The organism is Streptomyces sp. HmicA12, from assembly GCF_000373565.1.
Lineage (GTDB): Bacteria > Actinomycetota > Actinomycetes > Streptomycetales > Streptomycetaceae > Streptomyces.
The window spans coordinates 60,349-79,702 of the sequence record NZ_KB891815.1; the positions used below are offsets into that span (position 1 = coordinate 60,349).

Here is a 19,354-nt window from a genome sequence, read left to right on the forward strand (position 1 = left end):
CAACCCTCCGGAGCAAAAGAACTCCGAGCCAACGCCCGACCCTCACAACACCCCTCTGAGCATGCATAATCTGGAAAAACTCCAGGGAGGGGACCTCATCGTGGGAGCAGTGACGCTGAAGGACGTGGCGGAACTCGCCGGGGTGTCCATCAAAACGGCTTCCAACGTTGTACGTGAGGCGCCGAAGGTGGCTCCGGCCACCCGGGAGCGGGTGATGCGGGCCGTCCGCGAGCTGGGTTACCGGCCGAATCCGTCGGCCCGGCGGCTGCGGACCGGGCGCAGCGGACTGATCGCGCTGGCCGTTCCGCAGCTGACGACGCCGTACTTCGCCGAACTCGCCCACCACGTGCGGACCGAGGCGACGGCGCTCGGCCTGACCGTCCTCATCGAGGAGACCCTCGGGGACCCGGCGGAGGAGCTGCGGCTCGCCACCGGCGTGAGCGCGTCGCTGCTCGACGGGGTGATCCTGTCGCCGCTGCACGTCTCGGCCGACGAACTGGCTCCCGTTGCAAGCGAGTTGCCGCTCGTCCTGCTCGGCGAGCGCAGTTACGAGGGCGACCGTGTCGGAGCCGACCATGTCCTGATCGACAACGTCGGGGCCGCCCGTGACGCGACGGCCCATCTGATCGGCCTGGGCCGCACCCGGATCGCCGCGATCGGCGCCGACCGCAAGGCGTCCGCGACCAGCCGCCAGCGCCTGGAGGGGTACCACGCGGCGCTGCACGCGGCCGGGCTGCCCTTCGACCCCCGGCTGGCCCCCACGATCGGCGAGTTCGACCGGCCGGGCGGCCTGGCCGCGATGCGCACCCTGCTCGCACTGCCGGCCGCCGACCGCCCCGACGCCGTCTTCTGCTTCAGCGACATGCTGGCCGTCGGCGCCCAACGTGCCATGTTCGAGAGCGGGTTGAGCATCCCCGGCGACATCGCCGTGGTCGGCGTCGACGGATCGCAGGAGGCGCTGTACAGCACCCCGTCGCTGACCACCGTCGTCCCGGACAAGGCGGCCATCGCATCACTGTCCGTCCGGTGTCTCGCCGCACGCATCAAGGCGGAGGAGCCGCTCCCGTTCGAGGTCCACACGGCCCCGCACGCGCTCGAGGCCCGCGAATCGACACTGGGCGTTCGCGAGGAGGTGCGCCCCTGACGCCGCCCGAGCACCCTTTCTCGTCCGCTTGACGACAACAGGCCCTCACATTTAAAGTCGTGATGACTCTAATGAGGGGGCTTCGTCATGGCTGACATCACACGACGGTTCGGCTGGCGCCACCTGCGCGCCGCACCCACCGCCCACATCCGCCACCACCGTTCGGGGCGACTCACCCACGACGGCGCCGGGCTGAGTTTCTGGTTCCGCCCGCTGAGCGCCGCCATCTCCGAAGTGCCGGTCGACGATCGGGAGTTGGCGATGACCTTCCATGCCCGCACCGCGGACTTCCAGGACGTGGCCGTGCAGGCGACGGTGACGTACCGGATCGGTGATCCCGCGGTCGCCGCCGAGCACCTGGACTTCTCCGTCGACCCGGACTCGGGTGTCTGGCGCGGCGCTCCGCTGGAACAGCTGGCGACGCTCCTCACCGAGACCGCGCAGCAGCACGCGCTGGACGTCCTCGCCCGCACCGCTCTGGCGTCGGCCCTCGTCGACGGGGTGCCCGCCGTCCGCGACGCCGTCGCGACGGGGCTCGGCGAGGAGCCGCGGCTGCCCGCCACCGGCATCGAGGTGGTCGCGGTCCGGGTGATGGCGCTGCGGCCCGAGCCCGAGGTGGAGCGCGCCCTGCGCACCCCGGCACGGGAACGCATCCAGCAGGAGGCCGACCGGGCGACGTACGAGCGGCGCGCCGTGGCCGTGGAGCGTGAACGCACCATCGCGGAGAACGAGTTGGCGAGCCAGATCGAACTGGCCCGCAGGGAGGAGCAGTTGGTCGAGCAACGCGGCACGAACAGCCGCCGCGAGGCCGAGGAGAACGCCGCCGCCGACGCCGTACGCGTCAAGGCCGAGGCCGAGCGCAAGGTGAGCCTCGCCCGCGCGGAGGCGGAGGGCGCCCGCGAGGTCGGTGAGGCACGGGCCCAGGCACAGGCGGCCTGGCTGCGGGTGCACGGCGAGGCCGACGTGGCGACGCTGCACGCGCTGACCGGCACGCGGCTCGCCGAGAACCTGCCGCGGATCGAGAGCGTGACGGTCTCCCCCGACGTGCTGACCGGCCTGCTCGCGCGCCTCGGGACGGACGGCGGGCGCCCGGAATGAGCCTCGCGCCCCGCGCCGTCCTGGTCCACCGGACCACGGAGTACGAGGAGTTGGTGGCCCGGCACGGCACGCACGGCCAGGCCGCCTTCTTCCTCTCGTCCCGCGGCCGCGACATCGCGGAGGTCGCCGAGCGGCACCGGCGGGCGCAGCGGGCGCTCACCGAGGCGGCCGCCGCCGTGCCGCTGAGCTGGCGGCGGGCGACGGTGGAGCGCGCGGATCTGGACCGTTTCCTCTTCGCGCCGCAGGACGTGGTGATCGTGGTCGGTCAGGACGGGCTCGTGGCGAACGTCGCCCAGTACGTCGGCGCCCTGCCGGTGGTCGGGGTCGACGCGGACCCGGGGCGCAATCCCGGCGTGCTGGTGCGCCACCGTCCGGCGGACGTCGCACGGCTGCTGGGCACGGCCGCCGGCACCGACGAACTGACCATGGTGGAGGCGGTCACCGACGACGGACAGCGCCTGGTGGCGCTCAACGAGATCTACGTCGGTGCGGCCGGCCACCGCACCGCCCGATACCGCCTGGGCCTCGACAGCACCTCCGTCGATGGAGCTGTCGTCGAGGCCCAGGCCTCCTCCGGAGTACTGATCGGTACCGGAACGGGGGCGACCGGGTGGCTCCGGTCGGTGTGGCAGGAGCGGGGCGGCGCGGGGCGCCTGCCGGCCCCGACGGACGACCGGCTGCTGTGGTTCGTCCGCGAGGCGTGGCCGTCACCGGTCACCGGTACGCGGCTGAGCGCGGGGGAACTGACGGCGTCGGCCCGGCTGTCCCTGACCGTGGAGTCGGAGAGTCTGGTCGCTTTCGGGGACGGCATGGAGGCGGACGCGGTCGCGCTGACCTGGGGGCAGACGGTGCGTGTCGGGGTGTGCGGGGAGCGGTTGCGGTTGGTGGGGTGACCGGGGCGGCGGGCCGTGGGTCCGGCCCGCCGCCGCGTGCACGGGGGTCAGTACCGGATCACCGAGCGGATCCAGGCGAGTTGCCGCGAGACCTCCCCGGCACCGGCGATCTCCTCCCGGTCGGAGCCGTCGAAGACGCCGAGCAGCGTTTCCGTGCCGCGGGGGCCGATGGTCGTCACGGGTCCGCCCGAATCGCCCCCGGCGGGGATGCCCACGACCTTGCGCATGCAGAAGTCCGAGCCGTCCTGAACGGTGTAGCCCTCGCACCGGGGATCGTCCGGATCGAGCACGCGCAGGGTCGACTGCCGCAGCACCGGTGACTGGCAGCTGTTCTCGTCGCCGGTGCAGGTGGCACCCCAGCCCAACTGCCGCACCAGCGTGCCCGGCCGGGCCGGGGCGGCGGACAGCCGCGCCACGCGCACCGTCATCGGCGCCACCTCGACGAGCATCATGTCGGCGCGTGCGCTGCCCACGCGCCCGCCGGGCAGCGGGCGCACCACGGTTCCCTGGCGCATGTCGAGATGGCCGACGCGGAACTCGATCCGGCGGTCCGCGACGGGCTCGCCCTGTTCGAAGAAGCAGTGGGACGCGCTGAGGATCCACTTCCGGGCGACCGCCGTCGCGGTGCACTCCGGCTTCCCGTCGACGAGCATGCGGACGGCCCACGGCCCGTAGCCGCTCCGCTCTCCACCGATCACCGCGGCGGACGGGCCCGCCGTGACCACCGAACAGGCCAGCAGCACGGATGCGGCCGCCGCGAGCACACCGACTCGACGTGCCGTCCCCCCGGTTCCCAACGTTCGGGCCGTTCTCTTCATCCGGGTGGTTCGCTTCATCCGGCCGACTTTTGCATGAAGAGCGACAAATCCCTGCGCCACCCGGCCGCGTCGCGCGCGTCGCGGAGGCGGCTCCGATCGCCCCCTGCATGGTCGCGGCGGAGTTCGACGACGAGCCCGCGCTTGATGTGCCCTTCGGCACCTCGGACGGCGCACGGATCGTGATCCACAGCGCGGGCCATACCCACACGGCGGACTTCCGCACCGAAGTGTGGGCCGAGCAACCACCGCCGCCCACCGACCCGTGGGACGAACGAGCGGAGACCCGGATCGACTCCCCCCTCCGGAAGGCTGCGGCTGTGGACCTATGCCGCCATGACCGAGGGAGAAGTCGATCTCGGTTTGCCCGACAGAAGGTGGCGCGTCCGGGTCCTGGCACGCGGCAGGGACCGGGTGCGCGAACTGGCCGCGTCGGGTGTGCCTCATGGCGTCGGGCAGTACATGGCACAGTTCTGGCCCATGTGACAGCCACCCGTCGCGCGTGCCGGCCAGGCCCACGGTTGCCGGCGCGCAAAAAAGGGCGTGGCGCGGTACGTGCGTACCGCGCCACGCCCTTCCAGAAGGACCGGCCAGGGCTCAGTGGCCCAGGTTCATGTCCGCGTCGCTCTTGCCCTCGCCCGACACCTGCAGCGGCATCGCGTGGGGCGCGTATCCGCTGGCGATGACGGTGTAGTCGCCGGAGTCGAGGTCGTTGAACCCGTAGACGCCGTCCGCGCCGGTGACCGTGGTGGCCACGGTGTTGCCCGCCGTGTCGAGGATCGTGACCCGGGCGTCGGCCACCGGCTCGCCCGCGCGGTTGCGCACGGTGCCGTGGACGTGGGCACCGAGGTCGAGGCGGACCTCGTAGCGGTTGGCGGCGCCGCCCGCGACCTCGACCGGCAGGGCCGCCGGACGGTGCCCGGTGGCGCTGACCGCGAGGGTGTAGCCGCCGGGGACGAGGTCGGCGAAGCCGAAGTCGCCCGCGTGGTCGGCGGTTCCGGAGGCGACGACCTCGCCGCGTACGTCCGTGGCGATCACCAGGGCGCCGGGCAGCGGCCGGTCGTCGGGGGCGGCCAGGACGGTGCCGGACAGGCCGGCCGCGCCCGAGAGCACCAGGTCGAAGTCGACCGGCCCGCCGGCCACCGTGATGGTGGTCGCCTGCGGCTGACGGGCGCCGCCGGAGGCGATCAGGACGTACGTTCCCTCGGCGGGCACGGCGACCGCGTACCGGCCGTCCGTCCCCGTCGTCGTCCGGCCGAGCTGGCTGCCGCGCAGGTCGATCAGGGTGACCACGGCTCCGGCCACCGCGGAACCCGCGGCGTCACGGATGTGGCCGCGGACGCCCGCGGCGGGATCCTCCGCGAGGGCCGTGGTGAGCGAGGCGACCGGGGCCGCCTCGACCGCTTCCGCCGTGTCCACGATCTCGGAGGTCTCCGGCACGGGAGTCTCGGCGGCCGTGCCGTTCCCCTCCGCGGCGGCGCGTGCCTCCAGCCCCGACACCTTGCGCAGCGGAACCTCCTTGGTCCACAGGACCATGAGGAACGCGATCGCGATCACGCCCGCCGCGATCAGGAAGACCACGTGCATGGAGTCGGCGAAGCCCTGCTTGAAGGGCTCCGACAGGCGCGGGTCGAGCTGCTGGATGAAGGAGGAGTCGCTCAGGACATCGGAGCCACCGCCGCCCGCACCCGGGTTCTTGACCATGTCGAGGACCGGCTTGTTGGCCGGGTCGGACAGGACCGACGGGTCGTGCAGCGCGGCCTGGAACTGGGGCGTCCCGGCGGCCGACCTGAACGCCGAGGAGATCTTGTCGCCGACGTTCGAGAAGAGCACCGACAGGAAGATGGCCGTACCGGCGGTGGCGCCCATCTGCCGGAAGAACGTGGACGACGCGGTCGCCACACCCATGTCCTGCGGCGGCACGGCGTTCTGCACGGCGAGCACCAGGGTCTGCATGCAGCCGCCGAGGCCGAGGCCGAAGAGGAGCATGTAGACCATGCTCTCCCACAGCGGGGTGTCCCACTGGACCTTGAAGTGGAAGAGCAGCAGCGCCGCGACCATGAGGACGGTGCCGATGGTCGGGAAGATCTTGTAGCGGCCGGTCTTCGCGGTGATCTGGCCGGAGACGATGGACGCGATGATCATGCCGAGCATCAGCGGCAGCATCTCGAGGCCGGACTTGGTGGGGCTGGCGCCCTTCACGATCTGCAGGTACTGCGGGATCATGAGCATCCCGCCGAACATGCCCGCGCCGATGAGGACGGACAGCAGGCTGGTCTTGCTGAAGGTCGCGTTGCGGAACAGGCGCATCGGGATCAGCGCGTCGTCACCCATCCGCCGCTCGACGAGGATCCAGGCGATGATGCCGACCACGCCGATGCCGTAGCAGGCGAGGGACTTCGAGGAGTCCCAGCCCCACTCGCGGCCCTGCTCGGCCACCAGGAGCAGCGGCACGACGCCGAGCGCGATGGTGAACGCGCCCCACCAGTCGATGCGGCGGTCGCGGCGGGTGTGCGGGATGTTGAGCACCTTGGCGACGACGAACAGGGCGATGATGCCGATCGGCACGTTCACGAGGAACACCCAGCGCCAGCCGACGACGCCCAGGATGCTGTCCTGCCCGGCGAGGAACCCGCCGATGAGCGGTCCCGCGACGCTGGAGGTCGCGAAGGTGGCGAGCATGTAGCCCTGGTAGCGGGCCCGTTCGCGGGGCGGCACGATGTCGCCGATGATCGCCAGCGCGAGGGACATCAGACCGCCGGCGCCGATGCCCTGCACGGCGCGGAAGGCGGCCAGTTCGGTCATCGACGTCGAGAACGTGCACAGCGCCGAACCTGCGATGAAGATGCTGATCGCGCCCAGGAAGTAGGGCTTGCGACCGTGCAGGTCGGACAGCTTGCCGTAGAGCGGCGTCGCGATCGTCGACGTGATCAGGTACGCGGTCGTCGCCCATGCCTGCTGGCTCAGACCGTTGAGGTCGTCCGCGATGGTGCGGATCGAGGTGGAGACGATCGTCTGGTCGAGGGCGGCCAGGAACATGCCCAGCATCAGACCGCTCAGGATGGTCAGGATCTGACGGTGGCTCAGGCCGCCGCCACCGCCCGGAGCGGCGGGTATCGCCTCGCTCGTCCCGGTGGTCTTCTTATGGGTCCGCCGGGTGGTCTCCCCGGCGGGCGGCTCGGTGTCTCGGCGCGGTGCCGACACGGCCTCACTCATACGTGCTTGCTCCCTGCTGCGCCACGGCCGCGGGGTGAGTTCCCTCGCCGTGGCGGTTGTGTTGATGCTCTACGAGGTCGTCGTTGAGGCGTGTCATCAGCCTGATCAGCTGATAACGGTCCTCGGGGGGCCAGGGTCCGAGCAGTTCCGCCAGTTGCGCGTCGCGCTGCTGCCGGTACTTCTCGTACACCGCTCTGCCGGACTCGGTCGCGTACAGCAGCGTGCCGCGCCGGTCCTCCGGGTCGGGCCGGCGCTCGATCAGGCCGCGCTCCACCATGGAGCGCACCTGACGGCTGACCGTGGACAGGTCGAGGAAGGTGTCGGCGGCCAGATCGGTCGCCCGCCGTTCCCCGTCCCGTACGAGCCGGGCCAGCAGGACGCGCTCACCGGCGCCCTGCTCCAGCTTGGTCTGGTGCCTGCGTGCCGCGACCAGCCGGGTGAAGCGCACGATCTGGTTCCCCAGCCCTGCCCCGGCCTCCTCGGCACTGGCGACCCCGCTGTCTGCTATCGCCCTGCTCTGTACCGCTTCGCGGTCATGGACCGTCCCCTTGCCCATTGCCCGCCCCCCTCTTCCGCTCACCTTTTATTGCTTGTATCTACCAAGTGAGTGTAGGGGGCCCGGAACGGCGCTCTGCACGGGGCCCGGTTGCACGGCCCGGCGCACGGGCGAACCTGGTGCGCCGCCGGGCGGCGACCGCGGCCGGCGCGGACCAACAGACGATCCCGGCCAGGACGTCCAGGAGACCGAGGAAGCCGGCGCACGCTCCCGGGCGGCCCGCCGAGCGGCGCGTACCGCCCGTGCTCCCAGGTGGATCAGGTGGCCGACGCAGAGGAGCCTGATCGTGTCGCGGACCGGTGGAGAGCGTGCGGCGATCAGCGCGAGACCGACGGCTGCTCGACCTCCCGAGCCTCACGCCGGGACCGGAGGAACCGCGCGGGACAGCCGAGGCACACCTGTCGCGGGGCCGCTCATCGACTCGCGGTGTCCTGGAGGACATCGCAGGTGTTCTGGAACTCCTCCATCAGGCGGGTGGCCTCCACGATCAGGACGCCGTACGGGCGGCCGGCGTCGGCCAGCGGCAGCCGGTGCTCGTCGGCGGTGTCCAGTACTTTCCGCAGCGCCTCCTGGGCGATGGTGGCGAGCTTGCACATCTCCTCGGCCTGGTCCGCGAGGGTGTCGCTGTCGACCTCGGCGAGGACGTGCGCGATGTCACGCAGGCAGGCGGCGAAATCTGCGTAGGACTTCAGGGCCGGGCCGTACGTGTAGGTGTCCTCGCTCTCGCGCCAGCGGCCCAGACTGCGGGTGAGGGACGCCAGCTGGTAGACCGCGCGTTCCATGGCGCTCAGCGTCTGCCGGTAGCGGCCGAAGGTGAGGTGGCCGCGGTGGACGGGCAGCAGGCGGCGGGGGTTGAAGGGCAGGCTGTTCTCCGCCGTCTCCAGCCCGGCCCGGGCCTGGCCGACCGCGGCCTGCACGCGTTCACCGGCCGCGACCCACCGGTCGGCGCGTTCGGCGTTCACGTCTCCGCTGCACAGGCCGTCGGCCATGTCGTCCAGCAGCGTCTCCATCTCCGCGGCCAGGACGTGCAGCCCCTGCTCGGCGCTGCGGTACCGCAGCGGAGGAGCGAGGCCGAGATTCACGATCAGGCCGATGCCACAGCCGAGGAGCACCAGCAGGACGATCTGACCGAGCTGGGTGACCCGGTCGGCATTCGAGGTGGCGGCGGCGTAGGTGGAGAAGGCGAAGAACGCGGCCGTGGCGACCTGCGACCGCTGCTCCCCCAGCGCCTGCCACTGGCCCAGACTCAAGGCGATCACGGCGACCAGGACGAACGCGATCAGGTCCGGGCCCGCGACGAAGCTGATCGCCGCTTGCACCGCCACCCCGACGATGACCGCGGTGATGTAGCGCAGCGTCTGCCACACCGACTTCGAGATCGTCGCGTTCATCGTCAGTACGGCGGAGAAGGGCGCGAACGCGGGCGACGTGGCATCGAGCACGGCGTGGGCGATCCACCAGCTGAGGGTGGACGCCAGCACGGATTTGCCGATCAGAAGCACCGCATGGCGCTCGTGCCCCGGGGTGCCCCACGCCCGCGCCATCCACGCTCTCCCGTTGTGAACCCGCTCCACCGCGCGCAACGCATGTCCTTTCCGTAGCTGGTGTCCGTCGCCGGTCTCCGTACCGAGGCCCGCGGTCGGATCAAGGCCCGGCCGCACCCGGTAACCACAGCAGACGTGGACAAACAGTGGGCATCGACACACGCCGTCCGGGCCGAGCGACCGGTCACGTCTCAGGTTTGGGGACGAATTCACGGGCAGATGGGGCGAGAGGCACACGGGAGGTACACATGACGGACACGCATTCCGGGCGCCCACGAAAGGCGCCACCCCAACAGAGCAAGAGCGCCGACCCAGACACGAAAGCGGCCACGCCCCGGCGCCCGAAGAAGCTTCGCCCTGCCGAGGCGATCCGCGAAGGGCGCGAGCAACTGGCCGAGCTCACCGGCAGGACGGTCGACGCGGTGTCCTCGTTCAGCGCGACCGACGACGGCGGATGGCGGCTGGAGGTCGAGGTCCTGGAACTCTCCCGGGTCCCCGACACCATGAGTTTGCTGGCGAGCTACGAGGTCACCCTCGACAGCGACGCCATGCTCACCGACTACCGAAGAGTCAGGCGTTACGAGCGCGGCCGCTCCGACGAGCGCGGCTGACCGGCCCGCTCGCCAAGGCATGCCGGCGCCCGAAGACCCACCGATCGCGAGTGCACCGCGTCCAGCGGAGCACGCCCGCGGTCGCCCAGCGCACGAAGGGAAGGAACTCCCATGACCGTGGCAACGACACAAGGCGGTGCAGGCGGTGGAGGCGGTGGAGGCACCAGTGGCCTCTACGACGTCCTGGAACTGGTCCTGGACCGGGGACTCGTCATCGACGCCTTCATCCGCGTGTCCCTGGTCGGCATCGAGATCCTGAAGATCGACGTCCGCGTCGTCGTCGCCAGCGTGGACACCTATCTGCGCTTCGCCGAGGCCTGCAACCGTCTCGACCTGGAGACCGGCAGCAAGAAGCCGTCCAACCTGACGGACATCGTCGGGGACTCGATGGAGTCCGGCGCGCGCGGCAAGACCAAGGGGGCGCTGTCCGGCGCGGCGGAGACCATATCCGACGCCTTCAGCCAGGCCCGTGACGAGGGGAGCAAGAGCGAGTCCCGGCCGCGCCAGCGCCGCGCCTCGGCGAGCCGCAAGGAAGAGAAGGAGTAGCAGGCATGAGCACGTACGTCTACGGAATAGCCGACGCCGGTCACCCCGGCCTGCCCGACGGCATGGGGGGAGTCGGGAAGCCCGCGCTCCCCGTCCGCACGGTGACGGGCGGTGGTCTCGCCGCGATCGTCAGCGACGCCCCCGAGAACCTGCGGCCCAAGCGCCGGGATCTCCTCGCCCACCAGAACGTTCTGTCCGAGGCCGGTGGCGGCGGCACCGTGCTGCCCATGCGCTTCGGCAGCGTCGCCGACGACGACCAGGCCGTCGCGACCGCCCTCGAGGAGCGCGCCGCCCACTACCTCGAACGCCTGGAAGCCCTGCACGACCGCGTCGAGTACAACGTCAAGGTCCAGCACGACGAGGACGCCGTGCTGCGCCTGGTGATGACGGAGCGCCCCGAGGTCCGCGCGCAGGTGGAGCACAACCGCGCGGCGGGAGGCGGCAGTCACGAGGACAAGCTGCGCCTCGGCGAAGCGGTCGCGACGGCCGTGCAGCACCGCGAGGCGCAGGACGCCGACATGGTGCGCCGCGCCCTGGAACCGCACGCGCAAGACGTCAGCCCCGGCCCGGCCGGCACCGGCTGGATCACCAACGTGTCCTTCCTGGTGGACCGCGGCACGTCCGAGCACCTCTTGCAGGCGATCGAGGAGCTGCGGCAGGCACACCCGCACGTTGTCTTCAGCGTGAACGGGCCCCTTCCGCCCTACAGCTTCGTGGAACCCGCCCCGGCCGCCTCGGCCGCCGGATGAGCGCGCCATGGGGCTGCTGAGCGAGATCCTCCTGCTCCCGCTCGCTCCGGTCCGGGGTTCCATCTGGGTCCTCGACCAAGTGGTCGCGGACGCGGAGCGCCAGTACTACGACCCGTCGGCCATCCAGGCCCAACTGGCCGCACTGGAGAAGGAGTTGGAAGCGGGCGACATCGACGAGGAGACGTTCGACCGGCGCGAGGACGAACTCCTCGACCGGCTGGAGGGCGCCCGTACCAGACAGACCGGCACCACCGGACAGACAGGCACGTGACGTCGTACGACGCACGGGAACGGACAGCACACCATGAACCGAGCAGCACTCGGCCTCGCCGTAGGGGCCGGATACCTCCTGGGGCGCACCAAGAAGATGAAGCTCGCCTTCGCGGTGGGCACGATGGTCGCCGGCAAGAAGCTGCAGCTGAGCCCTACGGCGGTCCTCGACATGGCCCGCACCCAGCTGGAGAACAACCCGCAGTTCAAGGAGATCGGCGACCAGCTGCGCCAGGACTTCCGAGGGATGGGCAAGGCCGCCACCGGGGCGATCCTCGAACGGCAGATGGAGGGCCTGGCCGGTCGGCTGCACAACAGCACGGCCGGCGTCCGTGACCGCATCGCGGGCGTGGCGCCCGGCGCCGAGGACGCAGAGGAGACGGCGGACAAGGCCACGGGCGGACGGAGCGGCAAGGTCACCGGACGCACCTCGCGGAACGGGGACGACCGGGACACCCGGGACGACCGCGACGACCGGGACGAGGGCAGCCACGACAGCCGGGACGCCGACGGCGGCGGGCAGGACACCGACCGGCCGGCACCGCGCAAGCGAGCCCCGGCACGGAAGTCCACCGCGTCGGGCGAGCGCGGGGCCGCGCCGCGCAAACGCGCACAGGGCACGGCCGAGAAGACGTCGTCGTCCGCGGCGAAGAAGTCCTCGGGAGCCGCGCGGCGCGCTCCGCGCGGTGACGCGAAGGGAGCTCGCGGCAATGGCTGACACACCAGCGGTCAACCCGCTCAAGGAGCTGGCCAGGAGCGAGGCCGCCGACCGGCTCAAGGCCGAGGCGCAGGACTACCTCACCGCGCAGGCGACCCGGCTGCTCACCGGCGCGGGCCACAAGCTGGGCCGGACCACCAGCAGGCTCAACGACATCGCCGAGGGCAACAGCCCCGGTTTCACCCGGCTCGCTCTGGAGAGCGGCCGGAAGCTCGCCGAGGGCAAGGGGCCGGTGCGCTCGGCCGTCGAGGCGGGCGCCGGCCACCTCAAGGACAACCTGACCGAGGGGGTCAAGGGCCTCTTCGGCAAGGGCGGGAAGTCCGGCAAGGGCAAGTCCAAGTCGGGCAGCGGCCAGAAGCCGACGGTGATCCTGGAGAGCATCGACGTCGGTGTCGATGTCCGTACCGCGTACGACCAGTGGACTCAGTACCAGGAGTTCTCCACGTTCGCGCGGGGCGTCAAGAACGCCAACCGTGCCGACGACGTGACCTCCGACTGGCAGATGAAGATCTTCTGGTCGAGCCGCAGCTGGAAGGCGCACACCACCGAGCAGGTCCCGGACCAGCGCATCTGCTGGACCTCCGAAGGCGCCAAGGGCACCACGAAGGGTGTCGTCACCTTCCACGAGCTGGGCGAGCGCCTCACCCGGGTGCTGCTGATCATCGAGTACTACCCCAAGGGGCTCTTCGAGAAGACCGGCAACATCTGGCGGGCCCAGGGCCGTCGCGCCCGCCTCGACCTCAAGCACTTCGCGCGCTTCCTCTCCATCAAGGGCGAGGCGAGTGATGGCTGGCGCGGCGAGATACGCGACGGCGAGGTCGTCCGCAGCCACGACGACGCGGTGGCCGAGGAGGAGGAAGCGGAGAACGCCGACCAGACGTCCGAGAGCACGGCGGACGGAGAGACGGACGGCGAGGCGTTCGACGAGGACGACGACTACACGGACGAGGAGCCCCGGAACCAGCCGGAGGACCCCGAGGACGGCTTCGCGGACGAAGAGGGCCTCGATGACGAGTACCTCGACGAGGACGCTCCGGCCGACGACGTCGATGAGGACGGCGCAGACGACGCGGCCGAGGAGTACGCCGACGACGAGTTCGAGGACGAGTACGACGACGAAGCGCCTGCGGATCACGAGGACGAGTACGAGGACGAGTACGAAGACGAAGACGTCCCCGCTGACCGGCGTGAGCGGTCGGCGCACGCGGGCGCGAGGAGCCGCTGATGGGAACCGCAAGCAGCTTTCCCGATTCCCCTCTCGGCGGCGGGAGTTCGGGGGCCAACCTCGCCGACATCCTGGAGCGCGTCCTCGACAAGGGCATCGTGATCGCCGGCGACATCAAGATCAACCTGCTCGACATCGAACTGCTCACCATCAAACTGCGTCTGATCGTCGCCTCGGTCGACAAGGCGAAGGAGATGGGCATTGACTGGTGGGAGCACGACCCGGCACTGTCCTCCGGCGCCCGGAGCAAGGAACTCGCCCGGGAGAACGCCGAGTTGAAGGAGCGACTCGCCGCCCTGGAAGCGAGAGGCGTTCCCGAGTCACTCGACACGGCCCGCGAGAGAGAGCCGCGCCATGACCACTGAGCTGCGTTACGTCTACGCGGTCTGCGGCCCCCTCGACGCCCCGCTCCCGGAGCTGCCGACGGGCGTCGCGGGGGCCGTCCCCCGGCTGATCCGGCACGCGGGGCTGACCGCGGTCGTGAGCCACGTCCCGGCCGGGGAGTTCTCCGAGAGCACCCTGCGCCGGAACCTGGAGAACCTCGACTGGCTCTCCGAGACCGCCCGCGCCCATCAGACGGTGATCGCCGCCCTGACCTCGGTGACCAGCCCCCTGCCACTGCGCCTGGCCACGGTGTTCCACGACGACAGCGGCGTACGCGCCATGCTGGAGGCGGAAGCCGACTCCCTCCGGGCATCCCTGGCGCGGCTTCGCGAACGCGTCGAATGGGGCGTGAAGGTCTACGTGGAGGAGTCCCCGGCGGAGCAGGCCGGCACTTCCGGTGCGGCGTCCGCCGACCGCGCCTCCGCCGGCTCCCTGGCGGCGGGCTCGGGCCGCGACTACCTACGGCGCCGGCGTGCCGAACGGGCGGGACGCGAGGAGACCCTGCACAAGGCGGAGGGCTTCGCCCAGGACCTGTACGACCAGTTGTCGCGGCACGCCGACGACACGCGCATCCACCCGCCGCAGAACTCCGAACTGGCCCGGTCCACCGGCCGCAACGTCCTCAACGCCGCCTTTCTGGTGGCCCGTTCGGCGTCGGAGGCCTTCGTGGAGATGGTCGACGCGCGCAAGGGCGAACAGCCCGGCCTGCGGGTGGAACTGACGGGCCCCTGGGCCGCGTACTCCTTCTGCGCACCGCCCGAGGAACGCACCGACGCGACATCGGCGGACGGTGCCCGATGACCGTTGTCGAGCGGCGGGAGATCGCACTCGTCGACCTGCTGGACCGACTGCTCGCGGGTGGCGTCGTCCTCGCGGGGGACGTCACGCTGCGCATCGCGGACGTGGACCTCGTCCGGATCGATCTGAACGCCCTGATCAGTTCGATCAACGAGAACGTCCCCTCGCCCTGGGAGGACCTGCTGTGAGCACGTACGACCACACGGACCACACGGACCACCGGAACGCGACGGAGGCTCCCGACGAAGACCGGTCGTGCGCCGCGTGCGGTGCGGCGCCGCGGACCACCGTCACGGAAAGGCGCCGGGGGCAGATCCAGATCGAGCCCGACACCGTGGAACGCGACCTGATGAAGCTCGTCCTCACCATCATCGAGCTGCTGCGCCAGCTCATGGAACGCCAGGCCGTACGCCGCTTCGACACCGGCGACCTGACGGAGGACCAGGAGGAGCGCGTCGGCCTCACCCTGATGCTGCTCGAGGACCGGATGGCCGAGCTGCGCGAACGCTACGACCTGCGCCCCGAGGACCTGAACATCGACCTCGGCCCGCTGGGGCCGCTCCTGCCGCGCTGAGCCACGCGTCTTTCACCCGATTCGACGCGATCATGTTTACGGGCGGCTCGTCGGGCCACGCGAAGGGGGAGCAACTGATGTCGATGCCAAGGGAGCGTGAGCGGACATGACCGCCAACGAGAAGGCCAAGGCGAAGACCGAGCAGACCGTCGGCGCCGCGAAGGAAGCCGCCGGACGCACGGTGGGCAACGAGCGCCTCACCGCCGAGGGTCGCGCCCAGCAGATGAAGGGCGACGCCCGCCAGGCCAAGGAGAAGACCAAGGACATCGGCAAGCACTGACCCGCACCACCCGACGCCCTTGGGGCGGCCCTCGTCGACGAGGGCCGCCCCAAGGGCGTTTCGGCATCTTTCAGGTGGTGCGGGAGGCGTTCTGATGTACGTGCTCCAGGGCGTCCAGGACGACGGTCCGGTTGTGCCATTGAAGCCAGCCGCCGACCACGTACTGGAGCCGTTCCAGTTCGGCGAGCTGTGCCGGCCGAAAACCCGTCAGCGGGCGCGCGTGGTGGCTGGAGATGACCCCGCGCACGATGCCGTCACCGCCGGTGAGGGGCACGCTGTGAGCGGCGCGGCTGCCGCTGTCCAGGATGACCTGACGCGTCTCGTCGTCGAAGACCTCGGTGACGGCGACGTCCCGCACCGTGACCTGCCGGGCGGCCTCCGCGGCCCGGTGGCAGGAGGTGCCGTCCTCGACGAACGCGAAGTAATCGGTGAACGCCTGCGAATGCGCGCGGTGCTTCTCCATCCGCAGGACGTCCGCCTCCCGCAGCTGGGCGTTGCCGAACTGGGCGCCGGCGACATCCATCACCCGCTCCAGGGCCGCGCTCAGGACCTGGCCCTGGTTCTTCGGGTCGAGATGGCCCGCGCCGAGCCCCGGCAGGGAAGGTGGCGTGGCCTGGCCGCGGCCCGGGAACCACTGCCGGGTGGCGGACGGCGGCGCGCTCGCCGTGGTCAGGGCCGCCGCTATCTGATGAAGCTTGATGTTGAACCGCTGGGACGCCTCGCGCATCAACGTGAACGCGGCATCCGCGTCGGGCAGCTGATAGCGCCCCATCAGCAGCCCCTGCGCCAGGGCCACCCGGGTACGGGCCTGCTCCTGCTTGTGCAGGCTCCGCAGCCGTTCCCGTACCGACCGCAGCTCGATCGCCAGGAACTCCTGCGCCGGCCACACCGCGTTCTCGTCCGGCACGGCCGTGTCCCGTGCGGCGGTGTCACCGGCACGGGCAGGCACCGGAGGATGCAGATGTTTGTCGGAGTGCATGGGGAATCGCCCTTCGCGAAGTGGGTGAGAGACACGTGCGGCCACGCCGAACACGAGCCGCAGTTGTCCTTCCTTCGCCGTCTGCGACGCCCGCCATGGACCCTGCCGGGTCTGCTCCGCGCCGTGCCTGCTTGCCCAAGCACTCCCCCGACCGTAACCGCAGCTGTCGCGCCACGTCACCTGCCCCCACCTTCATCGTCGGCGCCGAACCGGCCCGTCCGTTGTCCGTTCCCCGGGGCTCGGCCGACCGGTATCGCGCGCGTCAGCACCCAGTCGACACCTGTCGTACAGGTCGAGGCGAGCGTCGAAAGTCACAGGCCGTCCCGGTCGTGCCAGTGCCGCTGCCAGCGCGCGTCGACGGGTTCGGCAGCGGGCTGGTAACGGATGTCGGTGGACAGCCGCATGACACGGCCCGGGTCACGGTTGTCGAGCGCCGCGTGCACGAGGTAGGGGGAGTGCACGACCATGTCGCCTGCCGCGTAGTCCGCGATCAGCCACCGGGAGTCGAACTCCTCGGCGAGACCCGGCAGATCGGCGGTGAGCGAGGCTGCGGGACGGCGGGTGGAGCCGCTGCGCTCCTCCTCCTTCACGCGGTGATGGCTGCCCTCCAGGTAGACCAGGCCGCCGCGCTCCACGGGGCAGTCGCCCAGCGGGATCCAGGAAGAGAGGACGTTCTCGGTGCCCTCGCGCAGATAGACCAGGTCGTAGTGCGCCTGAGTCGCCGAACCGATGCCCTGCTCCCCCGGGACGTTGTGCCGGATGATCTTCCGTCGATGCAGATGCACCTCGTCCACCCCGAAGAACCAGCGGTAGAAGGCGACGAGCCGTGGATGGGCGCACAGTTCGGCGTACGCAGCTCCTGGCACGATCCCGCCGAACAGCGTGGTGCGGAACAGCGCGCGGTCGACGTCGTACGGTTCGGCCGCGACGCCGTCGGCGGGGTCGGTGCCGGGGGCCGTCAGACCACTGGGGGCGAGGGCACGGAAGTAGTGCCGCCGGAAGCCGCGGACGGTCTCCGCCGCGAAGAAGCCGCGCAGGAAGAGGTAGCCGTCGCGGGCGTACCGGGCGCGCAGCGCCTGCCGGTCCCCCAGTTCCGCGCGGTCGACCGGTTCCAGCCGGCCCAGGCGGCCGGGCCCCGGGTCGAGACCGTATCCGTTGGACGTGAGGGATGTGAGGGATGTGAGGGATATGGGGGATGTGGGGGACGTTTGGCTTGTGTGCGGCGTCCGGGGTCTGTCGTTCATGCCGACGATGCTGCGCACTCGCCCCGGCCGCTCGCCATGGACCCGCCCCGCGGGGAGTTGGACTCTGCCCGGCGTCCGGGCTCGCCCGCCGCACCATGGACGCGCGCCCACCTACTGAGGGATCCTTGCGCCGCCCCTGGACCGGGCCCCGAGAAAGGACCCCGCACCGATGCGTCCGCGACCCCACTCCTGGTATCTGGCCCCGGCACCCGGTGTGCCGGATCTCGGGCTCGCCCTCACCGGCGCCGGCTGGATCGAGGGGCAGAACCGGCGCCACGAGGGCCGGGTCCTGCCGCACCACGCCGCCGTGCTCGTCACCGAGGGGACGGGCAGCCTGCGCCTCGGCTGCGGACCCCTGCTCCCGGTGGGCACCGGGAGCCTGTTCTGCCTGCCCGCGGACGTCCCGCACAGCTACGGACCGCTCGGCGGCGCCTCCTGGTCCGAGCGGTGGATCCTCTTCGAGGGGCACGCGGCCCGCGCGTACGAGCAGCTCGGCTGCCTCGGCGCCGCGCGCCCCGTCGCCCGTCCGGGCGATAGCACCGAACTCGCCGACGCGTTCGGCGAGTTGACGACACTGGCCCGCGAGCCCGCCTCGCTCTCCCGGGACGTCACCGCCGCCGCGCTGCTGCACCGCCTGATCGCGCTGACCGCTCCCCCGCCGCCGCCCGCGACGGCCGGCCCGGCGTCCCTGGCCCGGCAGGCCGTCGCCCTGCTCGACGACCACGACGGACGGCCCGTCAGCCTGGCCCGCCTCGCCCGCCGGCTCGGCGTCTCGCCCGACGCCCTGACGGCGGCGGTCCGCACGGCCACCGGGTGCACCCCCACCGAGTACCTGCTGCGCAGACGGATGGCCCGCGCGAGGACACTGCTCACCACCACCGACCTCACCGTCGCAGCCGTCGGCCGCCGGGTCGGCTATGACGACCCGGCCTATTTCAGCCGCCTGTTCGCCCGCAGGGTGGGCGCACCGCCCTCGGTCTACCGGCGCAGGCCCGGGAACAGCGCGAGGTGATCCGTGCAGTAGTCGCGCAGCCCTTCGACCGTCCCGTGGATCGCGGGGCGGGCTTAGTGGCCGGGGTCCCGGCTCGACCTCGACCTGCGCACCGGATTCGGCGACGGGTGACTGCGCATCGGCCCGACGAAGATCCTCTCCGACGGCTCGCTCATCGGACGGTGCGCCGCGATGCGCTGCGACTACCACGACACCCCGGGCAACAGCGGCCTGCTCCAGTACGAGCGTGTACAACTGCGCACGTACATCCTCGAAGCGCACCGCTGCGGCTGGCAGGTCGCGACGCACGCCATCGGTGACGCCACTCTGGACGTGGTGCTCGACGCGTACGAGGAGGCGCAGCGCCGCTACCCGCGCGCGGAAGTCCGCCACCGGGTCGAGCACGCCGCCGTGGCGAGCGACGAGCAGGTCAGCCGGACGCCGGGCTGGGCCGCGTGCCCGTTCCCCAGGGCCGCTTCCTGTCCGAGATCGGCGACGGGCTGCTCGCGGCGCTCGGCCCCGAACGCGCCCGGCTGGCGTACCGGATGCGGTCGTTCCGCGACGCGGGTGTCGTCCTGCCCGGTTCCACGGACGCCCCCGTGGTGGCCGGTTCGCCGCTGCTGAGCATCCACGACATGGTCAACCGCCACACCGCCGCACCGCCGCCGGCGCTCCCAATGGTCAACCGCCACACCGCCGCACCGCCGCCGGCGCTCCCA

The 19,354-nt window shown here is 71.3% G+C and carries 22 protein-coding genes; 16 read left to right on the forward strand and 6 right to left on the reverse strand.

Translation table 11 applies throughout. From position 1 onward, the window contains the following. Positions 1–100: 100 nt before the first annotated feature. From B072_RS0124450 to B072_RS0124460, 3 genes are all read left to right on the forward strand, one after another. Positions 101–1,144, forward strand: coding sequence for a LacI family DNA-binding transcriptional regulator (locus B072_RS0124450; RefSeq protein ID WP_026246239.1), 1,044 nt, complete (start codon positions 101–103; stop codon positions 1,142–1,144). Positions 1,145–1,231: 87 nt separating this feature from the next. Further along, the gene (locus B072_RS0124455) at positions 1,232–2,242 is read left to right on the forward strand and encodes an SPFH domain-containing protein (protein WP_018532587.1); all 1,011 of its coding nucleotides are present in this window, start codon (positions 1,232–1,234) and stop codon (positions 2,240–2,242) included. Continuing rightward, positions 2,239–3,135 carry an NAD(+)/NADH kinase gene (locus B072_RS0124460; RefSeq protein WP_018532586.1) on the forward strand — a complete coding sequence of 299 codons (897 nt, stop codon included), beginning with the start codon at positions 2,239–2,241 and terminating at the stop codon, positions 3,133–3,135. The genes B072_RS0124455 and B072_RS0124460 overlap by 4 nt, the downstream gene beginning before the upstream one ends. A gap of 47 nt (positions 3,136–3,182) precedes the next feature. Here the strand turns inward: B072_RS0124460 and B072_RS0124465 are convergent, their stop codons facing one another. The 4 genes from B072_RS0124465 to B072_RS0124480 form a co-directional block, all read right to left on the reverse strand. Continuing rightward, positions 3,183–3,899: a S1 family peptidase gene (locus tag B072_RS0124465; protein ID WP_018532585.1), complete on the reverse strand. Its 717-nt coding sequence runs from the start codon at positions 3,897–3,899 to the stop codon at positions 3,183–3,185. Positions 3,900–4,547: 648 nt separating this feature from the next. Beyond that, positions 4,548–7,166 (reverse strand): MFS transporter, encoded by a 2,619-nt coding sequence (locus B072_RS0124470; protein WP_018532584.1) that lies wholly within the window; start codon positions 7,164–7,166, stop codon positions 4,548–4,550. Beyond that, positions 7,159–7,722 carry a MarR family winged helix-turn-helix transcriptional regulator gene (locus B072_RS0124475; protein WP_026246238.1) on the reverse strand — a complete coding sequence of 188 codons (564 nt, stop codon included), beginning with the start codon at positions 7,720–7,722 and terminating at the stop codon, positions 7,159–7,161. The genes B072_RS0124470 and B072_RS0124475 overlap by 8 nt, the downstream gene beginning before the upstream one ends. 413 nt (positions 7,723–8,135) lie before the next feature. After that, positions 8,136–9,266, reverse strand: coding sequence for an FUSC family protein (locus tag B072_RS0124480; RefSeq protein ID WP_018532582.1), 1,131 nt, complete (start codon positions 9,264–9,266; stop codon positions 8,136–8,138). A gap of 248 nt (positions 9,267–9,514) precedes the next feature. Between B072_RS0124480 and B072_RS0124485 the strand changes: the two genes are divergently transcribed. The 11 genes from B072_RS0124485 to B072_RS46790 all read left to right on the forward strand — a co-directional run bounded on the left by B072_RS0124485 (position 9,515) and on the right by B072_RS46790 (position 15,421). Further along, positions 9,515–9,877, forward strand: coding sequence for a gas vesicle protein (locus B072_RS0124485; RefSeq protein WP_018532581.1), 363 nt, complete (start codon positions 9,515–9,517; stop codon positions 9,875–9,877). A gap of 111 nt (positions 9,878–9,988) precedes the next feature. Continuing rightward, positions 9,989–10,423: a gas vesicle structural protein GvpA gene (locus B072_RS0124490; protein ID WP_018532580.1), complete on the forward strand. Its 435-nt coding sequence runs from the start codon at positions 9,989–9,991 to the stop codon at positions 10,421–10,423. A 5-nt stretch (positions 10,424–10,428) separates the two neighbouring features. Continuing rightward, positions 10,429–11,172 (forward strand): GvpL/GvpF family gas vesicle protein, encoded by a 744-nt coding sequence (locus tag B072_RS0124495; RefSeq protein WP_018532579.1) that lies wholly within the window; start codon positions 10,429–10,431, stop codon positions 11,170–11,172. A gap of 7 nt (positions 11,173–11,179) precedes the next feature. Next, on the forward strand, positions 11,180–11,443 hold the full coding sequence (locus B072_RS0124500; RefSeq protein WP_018532578.1) for a gas vesicle protein GvpG: 264 nt from the start codon (positions 11,180–11,182) through the stop codon (positions 11,441–11,443). A 33-nt stretch (positions 11,444–11,476) separates the two neighbouring features. Next, positions 11,477–12,160, forward strand: a complete 684-nt coding sequence (locus B072_RS0124505) for a hypothetical protein (protein ID WP_018532577.1) — start codon at positions 11,477–11,479, stop codon at positions 12,158–12,160. Further along, on the forward strand, positions 12,153–13,385 hold the full coding sequence (locus B072_RS0124510) for an SRPBCC family protein (protein WP_018532576.1): 1,233 nt from the start codon (positions 12,153–12,155) through the stop codon (positions 13,383–13,385). Before B072_RS0124505 ends, B072_RS0124510 begins: the two co-directional genes overlap by 8 nt. Further along, on the forward strand, positions 13,385–13,750 hold the full coding sequence (locus B072_RS0124515; protein WP_018532575.1) for a gas vesicle protein: 366 nt from the start codon (positions 13,385–13,387) through the stop codon (positions 13,748–13,750). The genes B072_RS0124510 and B072_RS0124515 overlap by 1 nt, the downstream gene beginning before the upstream one ends. Continuing rightward, on the forward strand, positions 13,740–14,570 hold the full coding sequence (locus tag B072_RS0124520; protein WP_018532574.1) for a GvpL/GvpF family gas vesicle protein: 831 nt from the start codon (positions 13,740–13,742) through the stop codon (positions 14,568–14,570). Before B072_RS0124515 ends, B072_RS0124520 begins: the two co-directional genes overlap by 11 nt. After that, entirely contained in the window at positions 14,567–14,755 is a 189-nt protein-coding gene (locus tag B072_RS0124525; RefSeq protein WP_018532573.1) for a gas vesicle protein, read from the forward strand. Before B072_RS0124520 ends, B072_RS0124525 begins: the two co-directional genes overlap by 4 nt. 125 nt (positions 14,756–14,880) lie before the next feature. Then, positions 14,881–15,141 (forward strand): gas vesicle protein K, encoded by a 261-nt coding sequence (locus tag B072_RS0124530; RefSeq protein WP_026246237.1) that lies wholly within the window; start codon positions 14,881–14,883, stop codon positions 15,139–15,141. A gap of 106 nt (positions 15,142–15,247) precedes the next feature. Then, on the forward strand, positions 15,248–15,421 hold the full coding sequence (locus B072_RS46790; RefSeq protein ID WP_018532571.1) for a CsbD family protein: 174 nt from the start codon (positions 15,248–15,250) through the stop codon (positions 15,419–15,421). 70 nt (positions 15,422–15,491) lie between these two features. Here B072_RS46790 and B072_RS43955 read toward each other — a convergent pair whose 3' ends face one another. Both B072_RS43955 and B072_RS0124545 read right to left on the reverse strand, forming a co-directional pair. Next, positions 15,492–16,400 carry an ANTAR domain-containing protein gene (locus B072_RS43955; RefSeq protein WP_018532570.1) on the reverse strand — a complete coding sequence of 303 codons (909 nt, stop codon included), beginning with the start codon at positions 16,398–16,400 and terminating at the stop codon, positions 15,492–15,494. Positions 16,401–16,711: 311 nt separating this feature from the next. Then, on the reverse strand, positions 16,712–17,644 hold the full coding sequence (locus B072_RS0124545) for a phytanoyl-CoA dioxygenase family protein (RefSeq protein ID WP_106432933.1): 933 nt from the start codon (positions 17,642–17,644) through the stop codon (positions 16,712–16,714). Positions 17,645–17,813: 169 nt separating this feature from the next. Between B072_RS0124545 and B072_RS0124550 the strand changes: the two genes are divergently transcribed. Both B072_RS0124550 and B072_RS49335 read left to right on the forward strand, forming a co-directional pair. Further along, the gene (locus B072_RS0124550; protein WP_018532568.1) at positions 17,814–18,656 is read left to right on the forward strand and encodes a helix-turn-helix transcriptional regulator; all 843 of its coding nucleotides are present in this window, start codon (positions 17,814–17,816) and stop codon (positions 18,654–18,656) included. 171 nt (positions 18,657–18,827) lie between these two features. Then, entirely contained in the window at positions 18,828–19,259 is a 432-nt protein-coding gene (locus tag B072_RS49335) for an amidohydrolase family protein (RefSeq protein ID WP_026246246.1), read from the forward strand. The last annotated feature ends 95 nt before the right edge of the window (positions 19,260–19,354 follow it).